Source organism: Pseudomonas sp. MWU13-3659, assembly GCF_023757525.1.
Classification (GTDB): Bacteria; Pseudomonadota; Gammaproteobacteria; order Pseudomonadales; family Pseudomonadaceae; genus Aquipseudomonas; species Aquipseudomonas entomophila_E.
Genome location: NZ_JAMSHW010000058.1, coordinates 1 through 10,144, shown reverse-complemented (window position 1 = coordinate 10,144; position 10,144 = coordinate 1). Strand labels below are relative to the sequence as shown.

The following is a 10,144-nucleotide window of genomic DNA, read 5'->3' as shown; positions in this document are numbered from 1 at the left end:
ATCGGCATCCGCGCCCTGGAGGCCCAGGAGTGGGCCAAGGCGATCAAGCACCTGGAGCGTGCAACCGAGCTGTACCCGAAAGTCGGCGTAGGCACCCGCATCGAGAACGCCCGTAAGGCCTTGCGTAAGCAAGAGCCCCCTGCAGACGCCCAGTAACCAACGACTACCCCCCCAGCGGGAACCCGTGAAACGAGACAGCCATTTATGGCCCGCCCCGTGGCAACGGTGTTTCCCGCCCTTTTCGAGTGATCAGCGATGAGCTTTTCAGGCAAGACTTCCACCGTGATGGACCAGACCATCGAGAACAACGGCCTTTGGCCGGGCCTCTCCCTGGCTGAGTACCAGAAGGCTTACCGCCTGCCCGGCGAGTACCTGGCCGACACGCTGGTCACTCACCTAACCATCGCCATGGCCGAGGTGAACCAGGACCTGGCTCGCGTCGAAGAGATCTTCAGGTCTGCCGGCGTATCGAGCCTGGAAGACGAAGCGAACGCTAGCACCGTGGCCGCATGGGGCTACGGCAACAAAGTCGCGCTCTACAAGCGCGCCGTGTACTGCCGGGCCAAGGCCACTGCCCTGACCGACTTTGCGACCGTCACCCGCCGCGAAGTAGCCGAAAACACCGGCAAAGAGGCACCAGAGCGCGCCGACACCTACCTGGCATTGAGCCAACAAGCTGTGCGTGCCCTGCAGGGCCGCAACCGCATCACGGCGAAGCTGCAGTGAACCAGCTCAAGGCGTTGACCGCCTACCTCCTCGATCGGCAGCTGGTGCCCCCGGAACAGCTCGACGCCTGGTCGGAGCAGGTCGACCTGCAGCTGGTATGGGCCGAAACCGAACAGGGCCTGCAGATGGGCAACATGCGCTACCGCGCGGTGTTCGCCTTCGAGCGTTTCAACGGCCATCCCGGGCGCCTCATGGCGCTGGTGGGCAGCTGGTTGGAAACCCACGACACCGAACGCCATCGGTTCGAACTGCCAGCGCCGGCGTTTAGCGTCGAGCCGCTGGACCTGGCCAACGACCTGTTCGACGTGGAGTTGGTCCTGGACTTTGTCGAACCCCAGTACCTGGCCGAGGACGCCGCCGGCGAGGTCGAGGCCTTCGGCAAGACCTGGTCGTTCATCCCGTTCGACCTTTGGGTTGCCGAACACGGCGAGGTGGCCAGCCATGGCCGCTAGGGTTTTCGACCAGGACATCCGGGGGCTGCTGGACGCCCAGGAGCAGTTGGCGTTGCTGGAACTGCCGCCCCGCTTGCGTCGACGCCTGCTGAACAACGTGTCCAAACGCGCCCGGAGCCTGAGCCGCCGGCGGATCCGCAACCAGGAGAACCTGGACGGTTCGCCATTCGCACCGCGCAAGAGCAGCGAAGCCGGCAAGAAAAAGATGGAGGCCGGCCTGGGCAAGCTGATGCAAGTCACCAGCCTGACCGACGAAGAGGCCGTGCTGGGCTGGCGTAACGCGCTCACCGGCTGGATCGCCGCGCAGCAGCACAACGGCGTGTCGGAGCGACGTACAGCGCAGCAGATGCGGCGCTGGAGCCGTGTGCCGGCGGGTGCTGTGTCCACGGCCAGGCAGGCCAAGAGCCTGCGCCGACTGGGCTTCAAGGTTCGCCAGCCCGGAAAGAAGCGCCTGACCCGCCCTTCCGTCGCCTGGATCCTGGACCACGTCAGCTACATGCAAGCCGGCGTGCTGATCCGCGTCCTGGATGACCAGGCCAGCGAGTCCCGCGGTGCCGACAGCTGGGAAATCACGCTCCCCAAACGCCAGTTCCTGGGCGCGAATGCCCAGGAAACCAGCGACCTGGTCAAGCAGGTCCTGGACCAAATCCTTCATTCACCCCGCTAACGAGGCATCACATGGCACTCGGCAAAGTCAGCGTGAACAATCTCAACCTCGGCCAGGGTGCCGTAACCGAGATCGAGCGCTATTTCCTCTTCATCGGCCCCGCCGGCAAGAACGTCGGCAAACTGCTGCCCCTGAACACCGACAGCGATCTGGACAACGACCTGGGCGTTGCGAGCAGCGACCTGAAAACCCAACTGGTCGCGGCCCGGGCCAACGGCGGCGACCGCTGGGCCTGCCTGGCAGCGCCGATCGGCGCCGAAGGTGACTGGACCACGGCACTGGAATACGCCCAGCAGCAGGGCTTTTCGGTGGAAGGCATCGTCATCACCAAGCCGGTGACCACCGGCGCGGAACTGGTGGCCATGCACACCGCCGCCGAGCAACTGAACGCCAAGTACGGGCGCCGCTCGTTCGTCCTGGCCGCCTCCGCCGGCATCCTGCCTGCCGCGACCTGGTCGGAGTACCTGGTGGAGCAGAAAGCGGTCACTGCCGGCATTGCTGCACCCCGGGTTGTCGTCGTGCCACAGCTGCACGGCAACGACCTCGGCGTGCTCGCCGGGCGCCTGGCCAACGCCGCCTGGAGCATAGCGGATACCCCCATGCGCGTCGCCAGCGGCCCAGTCCTGGGCCTGGGTGCGGTGCCGCAGGACAAGGAAGGCGTACCGCTGCCGTCCGCGATCCGCAGCGAGCTGGACAAGGCGCGCTTCTCCGTCTCCCAGACCTACCCGGACTACGAGGGTGTGTATTGGGGTGACGCCAACATGTTGGACACCGCCGCGAGCGACTTCCAGGTGCTGGAGTACTTGCGCCTCGCTGACAAGGCGGCGCGCCAGGTCCGCCCTTTGCTGATCCGCCGCATCGGCGACCGTCGCCTGAACAGCAGCGCCAACAGCATGGCCGCCAACACCAGCGCGCTGATGGCGCCCCTGCGCCGCATGGCCAAGGCCGTGAAGTTCGCCGGCGAAGTGTTCCCGGGCGAGATCCAGTCGCCCCGCGACGGCGACCTGGTCATCACCTGGAAGAGCCGGGCGCAGGTGGAAGTGTTTCTCAAGATCCGCCCGCACAACTGCCCCAAGGACATCACCGCCAACATCGCGTTGGACCTTTCCCAGGACAACCAGGAGTAACCCATGGCCAAGATCAGCGGCATGAACTTCGACATCAGCGTGGGCGACCTGAAAGTCCACGTTGAGACCTCCACCCTCGACATCACCGACAACAGCGCCGTAGCGCAGACCAAAGGCGTGCCGGACGGCTGGGTCGCCGGCGACGTGGCGGCCAGCGGTGAACTGGAGGTGGACACCAGCAACTTCAATCTGATCATCGAGGCCGCCGGCAAGGCCGGCAGCTTCCGTCAGCTGGAGACCTTTGACCTGCTGTTCTACGCCAAGACGCCCACCGATGAGATGCGCGTGGAGGCCTTCGGCTGCCGGTTCAAGATTTCCAGTCTGCTCAACATCGACGCCAAGGGCGGCGAGAAGACCAAGCACAAGCTGCCGTTCGATGTCACCAGCCCAGACTTCGTCCACATCAACGGCGTGCCGTACCTGTCCTCCGACGAGATCGAGGGCCTGAGCTGATGGTGTGCCCATTCGACCGCGCCCAGGCTCTGGAGCAGCGTCAGCGTGACCAGGCGATCGCCGCAGTCCTGCAGCAGGCGCGGATGACTGGGCCAAGCCTCACCCATTGCGAGGACTGCGACGGCGAGATCCCCGAGGCGCGCCGCGCCCTGGGCGGCATGACCCGTTGCGTGCCCTGCCAGTCCACTTTCGAGAAAGGTGGTCATCGATGAGCACGAACCAAGCCGCCCAGGACACTGCCATCGCTTTGGCCAAAGCCTCACCCGCGATCGGTGTGGCCGCTACCGGCGTAACTGGCACCGTCGATTGGTCGGCGGTCGCCTACATGCTGACGGCGGTCTACATGGCGCTGCAGATCCTTCTGCTGGTTCCCAAGTACCGCCAGATGTTGCGTGACTGGAGGATCAAACCATGAGCCTGCGCAACAAGATCATCACCGGGTCGATCGCCCTGGTGCTCAGTAGCAGCACACTGATGGCGTTCCTGGGCAACTGGGAAGGCGAAGGCCAGAACGTCGTCTACGCCGACAAGCTCGCCCAGGGCCTGCCGACCGTCTGCGCCGGCATCACCCGCCACACCAGCCCGTATCCGGTGATCGTCGGTGACTACTGGTCGCCCGAGCGCTGCACCGAGGTGGAACACCTGGTGGTGCAGAAGGGTCAGCTGGCCCTGGCCGACTGCCTGACCAACGAGGACATCAATCAGAACACCTTTGATGCCCTGTCCAGTCACGGCCACAACGTCGGCACGCCCTCGACCTGCGCAAGCCGCGCTGTGGGCCTGATCAACGCCGGGCGTATCGCCGAGGGCTGCCGGGCGCTGGCCTGGGGCGCCGATGGCCGCCCCGTGTGGGCCTACGTCACCGACGCCAAGGGCAACAAGCGGTTCGTGCCTGGGCTGCACGCCCGCCGGCGCGCCGAAGCGGAGCTGTGTGCCTCATGACCCTTTCCCCGTTCCGCTTGCTCCTGCTCACGCTGCTGGCTGGCTGCGCGGCCTGGTTCGCCTTCGACCTGGTGCTGCAGCAGCTGGACAACGCCCGATCGGAGCGCGACACCGCCCTGGAGGAAGTCGCAGGCCTGCGCGAGGCCGCCCAGATCACCGCCGAGCGCCTGGCCACCGCCGCCGCCAACGACACCAAACACACCCAGGAACTGACCGATGCACTCAAGCACAACCAGTATCTGCGCCGCGCTGTTGACGATCGCAATCAGCGGCTGCTCATCAAAGCCAGCTGCCCCGCAGTGCGTATCGGTCCCGGTACCGGCGCCGCCGGCGTGGCTGATGCAGCCACCGCCGAACTCGCTGCAGACGCTCGACCGGATTATTTCACCCTCCGGGATCAGCTCGCCCTCAGCCGGCAAATGATCCTGGGCCTGCAGGACCACATCCGCACCTTTTGCACCACCCAACCCAACGGAGTAGCACCATGACCCAACGCACCGAGATCACCCTGGAAGTCGGCGAACAGTCCCTGGACTTTGCCATCGATCCGGCCCTGATGACCAAGTACATCAACGCCCTGACCCCCTCGAACAAGGTGGCGCCGGCCAACAACCTGTTGGTCAACGCGGTGAAGCCTGAGCACAAGGAGCAACTGAAGCCGCTGCTGGCCAACCCGATGACCGTCCTGCAGATCGCCGGCGCCCTGGTTGAGGAGTACGCCCCGACCGTTGAGGTCACCGTAAAAAAGCGCTCGGCCACGCTGAACGCCTGACCGAGGACGGCCTGGGCCAGCTGCTGGCCCTCGCCGATCGCTGGCTACCTGGTGCACCCGCCACGCCCGAGAACCTGGGCACCGCCAAGTGGCTGGAGGACGAGCACTGGCGGCGAATGGAAATCGCCGTGGCCAACGGCATAGCACGAGCATTCAACGGAAGCTGACCCCCCATGAGCGCGAGCAACGCATCCAGCCGGCTGGATTTCATCCTGTCGCTGACCGACAAGGTCACCGCGCCGCTGGCCAAGGTGACCCAGGGTTTCAATGACCTGGCCGAGAAAAGCGAAGCCAACATTCGCCGTATCGGCACCGGCGTGGCCGGGCTGTGGGGCTCACTGAGCGGCATCGAGGCCTCGCTGGAGCCTGCGCTGGAAGTGAACCGTGCCCTGGGAGAGGTCCGCTCGCTTGGCGTGGCCGAGGACGCCCTGGACGCCCTCAACAACAAGGCCTTGGAGTTCTCCGTGAGCTACGGCGAGAACGCCCAGGAGTTCGTGGCTTCGGCGTACAAGATCGAAGGCGCGATCAAGGGCCTGGCCGGCTCCCAGCTGGCCACCTTCACCAACACCAGTAGCGTGCTGGCCAAGGCCACCAAGTCCGACAAGGAGGTGATGAGCGAGTACGTCGGCACGCTGTACAACCTGCAGAAGCAGCAGGCCGACGCCATGGGCAAAAGCCAGTGGGTCGAGCAGTTGGGCGGGCAAACCGCGTTGGCGGTACAGCTGTTCCGCACCAGTGGCGAGCAGATGAAAGAGGGTTTCAAGGAGGCCGGCGCGATCGCGACTGCCGCCGGCGTCGACCTGGCCGAGCAGATGGCAGTGATCGGCAGCCTGTCCAGCACCATGGAAGGGGGTGACGCCGGCGGGCGCTACAAGGCGTTCTTCGAGAACATCGAGAACGCCTCGGACAAGCTGGGGATGAAGTTCACCGATACCAACGGCAAGGTCCTGCCGATGCTCGACATCCTGGCCAAGCTGCAGGGCAAGTTCGGGGATCTGCGAGGCGCGGCGGCCAACGCCAAACTGATGGAGGCCTTCGGCGGTGAAGGCGCCCAGGTGATCGGTGCCTTGGCCCAGGACACCGATCGGCTGAAGAACGGCATCGACAACCTGGGCAAAGTCCGTGGACTGGAGCAGGCGGAGAAGATGGCCCAGGCCATGGTCGATCCCTGGCAGCAATTCGGCCAGGCCGTGAATGCCCTGCGTATCTCCTTCGGCCAGGTGCTGATACCCCTGCTGCAACCGCTGATGACGCGCCTGGTCGCCATGGGCCAGACCCTGACCCGCTGGACCAAGCTGTTCCCGAACATCGCACGGGTGATGGGCATCGCCGCCCTGGGCGTGCTTGCGCTGATTGCCGCCTTTTCCGGGCTGGCGGTGATCAGTGGCGTGGTCGGGATGCTGTCCCTGCTGGCAAGCCCTATTGTGTTGATCACCATCGCGATCGCGGCCCTGGTGATCGGGGTTGGCTTGGCCATCTACTACTGGGACGACTTGAAGGCCTCGTTCGGCGACAGTGCATGGTTCCAGGCGCTGATCGTGGTGCTGACACCGATCATTCTGCTGTTCCGCATCTTTGCCGCGTTGCTCCCCCTTCTCTGGACAGGCCTCAAGCAGGTCTTTGACTTCGGCATGAAAGTGGTCGATTGGCTGGCCGAAATTATGGGCGTCAGCACCAAGGCTGCCTCGTCCTGGGACAGCTTCCTATTGATCCTGGCCAAGATCTCGCCGTTTGCCCTCTTGGGTAAGGCACTCAAAGGCGTGATCGCGCTGCTGAACAAGATCCCGGGCGTGAAGATTGATGCCAGCTTCGGCGACATGCCGGAGGTGCCCGAAACACCCAAGATTCCCCCGCAGACCGTGCCGGTAGGCGTTATGCCGCTGCCTGCTCCGCAATTGCCGCTGCCCACCCCGCAGGCGCTGATGCAGGTCCAGCCCAAGGCGCCCTTGATGACCACGCTGCCGGCGGCGGTCGCGCCACCCGCACCGGTGGCTAAGGTCCTGGAGCAGCAGCCCAAGGCCGACGCGCCGGCGGTGCCCGAGGCGGTGGCGAAGGTCGCGGCCACCCCGGCAATGGCAGCGCCCGCCGCGTCGATCGCCCCGATGCTCAAGAGCTTGGCCGCCATGCCCGCGCCCACCGTCCAAGTGCAGGCGCCCGCGCCGATCGAGCAGGCCGAGCGCAGCAATGCCCGCCTGCAGCAGGCCGCCCCCAGCGTTGCGCCGGCACGCCCCAACGCGGTGCCCCAGGGCGGGTTGATGAAGCAAGTCCAGAACAACACACAGACCCAGGATCGGCGCATGCACGTAGAAAAGGTCGAGATCAACACCGGCGGCAAGCCCCTGACCCCGCTGGAGCTGGAAAACTTGATCGGCATGGCGGTCGGCTGATGAGCGAATACATCGACCTGTTGATTGAGGACAACGACCTGGTCCTGGACCCCTCTCGCCAGCCGCGGCTGATCGAGGACCGGGCCAGCATTGCCCAGGACATCGCCCACATGATCCGCGAAAGCGGCCTGCTGGTGACCCTGGTGGCCGAGCGCAGCCGGCAGCGCCAGGCCGACTGCATCCTGCAGCTGGAGCTGCTGGTGGAGGACGACGAGCGCCTGGTGCCGGGCACCGCCCGGATCCTGGAGGACCGCCCGGGCGTGTACCTGGTGACGGCCAAGACCATGAAGTTTGGCAACATCGAGGTGTTTCTGTGAGCAACGTAGATTTCCGCCGGGCGCTGAGCGACGCCGGCATCCCCACCACCGATGCCGGCCTGCGCCAGGCCTGGGAGGCCGAGGTGGCCGCCCAGGGCAGCAAGCTGAGTAACACCAGCGCATACAGCCCGTTCTGGCGTGTGGTCACCGCCCTGGTCACAAAGCCGGTGCTGTGGATGCTGACGTTCCTCAGTGACACCGTGCTGCCTAACTTTTTCGTGAAGACCGCCGGCGGCGCCTGGCTGGACACGCTGGCCTGGGCGGTGAACGTCGAGCGCAAGGGCGCCACCAAGGCCAAGGGCGTGCTGCTGTTCACCCGCGAGAACACCGCCGGCGAGCTGCAGATGCCCGCCGGCGTGGTCGTCCAGTCCGCCGCGATCAATGGCCACGTCTACCAGCTGGTAACGATCGAGGACGCCACGTTCCCCGATGGCCGCCTGCAGGTAACGGTGAAGGTCGAGGCCATGGCGGTGGGCAGCGGCTACAACCTGGCCCCGGGGTATTACGCGATCCTGCAGGAGCCAATCCCCGGTATCGCCCAGGTGGTCAACGCGGACGGCTGGCTGACAGCACCAGGTGCGGACCCCGAGCCCGACGACCAGCTACGCCTGCGCGTACGCAACCAGTTCAGCGCAGTCAACCAGTGGCACACCGACGCCGTCTACCGGGCGATGATCGCCGCCTTCCCAGGCGTGCGGCCCGATGGCGTGTATTTCCTGCACGGTGCTCCCCGTGGCCCGGGCAGCGCGAACGCCTATGTGTTGTTCGAGGCCGACGTGCCGGCGGCATCGTTCCTGGAACAGATCAACGCCCATGTGCGCGACGCCGGCAACCATGGCCACGGCGACGACCTTCTGGTCCTAGTCATGCCCCAGACCCAGCACGCCATCAGCCTCACCGTGTGGCAGCGCCCCAATTTGACGGCAGAGCGGCGCCAGGCCCTGCAGGACGGCATCGCGCTGTTCATCCGGGCGGCGTTCCGCGAGAGCACGGCCACCGACTACCAGCCCACGCTGACCTATCCACAGGCCCGGTTCTCCTTCAGTCGCCTGGCTGAAGAACTGCACCAGACATTTCCCGACATCGAGTCGCTGCACTTCGGCAATGACGACATCGTGTCGGAGCTGGCCATCCCACGCATTTCCGACCTGCAGGTGACGTTCGCATGATCCGTTTGAAACTGCCGTTCTGGCTTGGCGGTCCCGAGCTGGCCAAGCTCACTGCTGCCGCCCAGGCCTGGTGGATAAAGGTCAAGGAGTGGGTCCAGTGGCCGCTCCTGCAGGCCGACGCCGAGACCTGCCACCTGACCATCCTCGATCTGCTGGCCTGGCAGCGCGATATCACCCGTTTCAACAACGAGCCCGAGGGCTTGTATCGCCTGCGCGTAAAGCACGCCTTTATCAACGCGGTCGACGCCGGCAGCACCGCCGGCCTGAAGCGGATCCTGCGCCGCCTGGGCGTGGGCTATGTCGAGATCGACGAACGCATGCAGGACCGCGACTGGGATGTCGTCCTGCTGCGCCTCTCCGACTCCCAACTATCCGAAAACCCCGAGCTGCTGCGCGTACTGATCCAGCAATACGGTCGGACCTGCCGCCGCTATGACTTCGTGTCGATCACCCCTGTAACGCTGCGCCTGGTCGTAGCTGACTTCAACGACGACCAGCAAACGCTGGTCGCCAGCCTGTAGGAGCCCGCCGTGGCCACCATCACCCTCGCCGGCGAACGACTGATCGCCGAGAAGATCGGGACCGAGGACGTTCTCCAGGTCGCCCGCTTCATTTACGCCAATGTGCCTGGGCTCGATCCCCAGAAGCCGGTCGACCGCGCAGCGGTCCTGCCGCCGGCAAACCAGATCGTCTATCGGTATGACTTGCCTCACCAGAACAAGGGGTATGTGAACCCCAACCAGGTGGTCTACAGCTCGATGCTGGGCAGCGACGTGGGCGACTTCGACTGGAACTGGCTCGGCCTGGAGACGGTAGAAGGCGTGCTGTTCGCTCTGGCCTATGTGCCGCTGCAGCAGAAGCGCCGCAACATCCCGCCCGTACAGATCGGCAACAACGTGACCCGCAACATCCTCGTGGAGTTCACCGGCGCCCAGGCCGTGACAGGGATCACCATCGACGCCAGCACCTGGCAGCACGATTTCACCGTGCGCCTGGCCGGCATCGATGAGCGCGAGCGCCAGAGCAACCGCGACATCTTCGGGCGTGCGTGCTTCTTCGGCTCGGCGTTGCAACTGGAGAAGGCCAACGACGCCGGCGGCTACAACGCCAAGGGCGGCCTTGCCTACATCGA

The 10,144-nt window shown here is 65.3% G+C and carries 16 protein-coding genes; all 16 read left to right on the top strand.

Annotated elements, in window-relative coordinates; translation table 11 throughout:
• The first annotated feature begins 255 nt into the window (after positions 1-255).
• On the top strand, positions 256-726 hold the full coding sequence (locus NGM28_RS28000) for a head completion/stabilization protein (protein WP_252092481.1): 471 nt from the start codon (positions 256-258) through the stop codon (positions 724-726).
• A complete protein-coding gene (locus NGM28_RS27995) occupies positions 723-1,178 on the top strand; it encodes a phage tail protein (protein WP_252092480.1) in 456 nt (151 codons plus the stop codon). The genes NGM28_RS28000 and NGM28_RS27995 overlap by 4 nt, the downstream gene beginning before the upstream one ends.
• The gene (locus tag NGM28_RS27990; RefSeq protein WP_252092479.1) at positions 1,168-1,845 is read left to right on the top strand and encodes a phage virion morphogenesis family protein; all 678 of its coding nucleotides are present in this window, start codon (positions 1,168-1,170) and stop codon (positions 1,843-1,845) included. Before NGM28_RS27995 ends, NGM28_RS27990 begins: the two co-directional genes overlap by 11 nt.
• 11 nt (positions 1,846-1,856) lie before the next feature.
• Entirely contained in the window at positions 1,857-2,972 is a 1,116-nt protein-coding gene (locus tag NGM28_RS27985) for a DUF2586 domain-containing protein (RefSeq protein ID WP_252092478.1), read from the top strand.
• Positions 2,973-2,975: 3 nt separating this feature from the next.
• Complete coding sequence (locus NGM28_RS27980; RefSeq protein ID WP_252092477.1) at positions 2,976-3,425, top strand: phage protein; 450 nt, start codon at positions 2,976-2,978, stop codon at positions 3,423-3,425.
• Positions 3,425-3,637 carry a TraR/DksA family transcriptional regulator gene (locus tag NGM28_RS27975; protein WP_252092476.1) on the top strand — a complete coding sequence of 71 codons (213 nt, stop codon included), beginning with the start codon at positions 3,425-3,427 and terminating at the stop codon, positions 3,635-3,637. Before NGM28_RS27980 ends, NGM28_RS27975 begins: the two co-directional genes overlap by 1 nt.
• Positions 3,634-3,840 carry a hypothetical protein gene (locus NGM28_RS27970; RefSeq protein WP_252092475.1) on the top strand — a complete coding sequence of 69 codons (207 nt, stop codon included), beginning with the start codon at positions 3,634-3,636 and terminating at the stop codon, positions 3,838-3,840. The genes NGM28_RS27975 and NGM28_RS27970 overlap by 4 nt, the downstream gene beginning before the upstream one ends.
• Complete coding sequence (locus NGM28_RS27965; RefSeq protein WP_252092474.1) at positions 3,837-4,367, top strand: lysozyme; 531 nt, start codon at positions 3,837-3,839, stop codon at positions 4,365-4,367. Before NGM28_RS27970 ends, NGM28_RS27965 begins: the two co-directional genes overlap by 4 nt.
• Entirely contained in the window at positions 4,364-4,855 is a 492-nt protein-coding gene (locus tag NGM28_RS27960) for a lysis system i-spanin subunit Rz (protein WP_252092473.1), read from the top strand. Before NGM28_RS27965 ends, NGM28_RS27960 begins: the two co-directional genes overlap by 4 nt.
• Positions 4,852-5,139, top strand: coding sequence for a putative phage tail assembly chaperone (locus tag NGM28_RS27955; RefSeq protein ID WP_252092472.1), 288 nt, complete (start codon positions 4,852-4,854; stop codon positions 5,137-5,139). Before NGM28_RS27960 ends, NGM28_RS27955 begins: the two co-directional genes overlap by 4 nt.
• A 20-nt stretch (positions 5,140-5,159) precedes the next feature.
• Positions 5,160-5,306 (top strand): DUF6890 family protein, encoded by a 147-nt coding sequence (locus NGM28_RS29095; RefSeq protein WP_502943920.1) that lies wholly within the window; start codon positions 5,160-5,162, stop codon positions 5,304-5,306.
• Between the two features lie 6 nt (positions 5,307-5,312).
• Positions 5,313-7,526 carry a phage tail tape measure protein gene (locus tag NGM28_RS27950; protein ID WP_252092471.1) on the top strand — a complete coding sequence of 738 codons (2,214 nt, stop codon included), beginning with the start codon at positions 5,313-5,315 and terminating at the stop codon, positions 7,524-7,526.
• Positions 7,526-7,843 carry a DUF2590 family protein gene (locus NGM28_RS27945; RefSeq protein WP_252092470.1) on the top strand — a complete coding sequence of 106 codons (318 nt, stop codon included), beginning with the start codon at positions 7,526-7,528 and terminating at the stop codon, positions 7,841-7,843. The genes NGM28_RS27950 and NGM28_RS27945 overlap by 1 nt, the downstream gene beginning before the upstream one ends.
• A complete protein-coding gene (locus NGM28_RS27940; protein WP_252092469.1) occupies positions 7,840-9,012 on the top strand; it encodes a baseplate J/gp47 family protein in 1,173 nt (390 codons plus the stop codon). Before NGM28_RS27945 ends, NGM28_RS27940 begins: the two co-directional genes overlap by 4 nt.
• Positions 9,009-9,533, top strand: coding sequence for a phage tail protein (locus tag NGM28_RS27935; RefSeq protein ID WP_252092468.1), 525 nt, complete (start codon positions 9,009-9,011; stop codon positions 9,531-9,533). Before NGM28_RS27940 ends, NGM28_RS27935 begins: the two co-directional genes overlap by 4 nt.
• 9 nt (positions 9,534-9,542) lie before the next feature.
• Positions 9,543-10,144: phage tail protein (locus NGM28_RS27930; RefSeq protein WP_252092467.1), on the top strand; the 602-nt coding region annotated here is incomplete at its 3' end.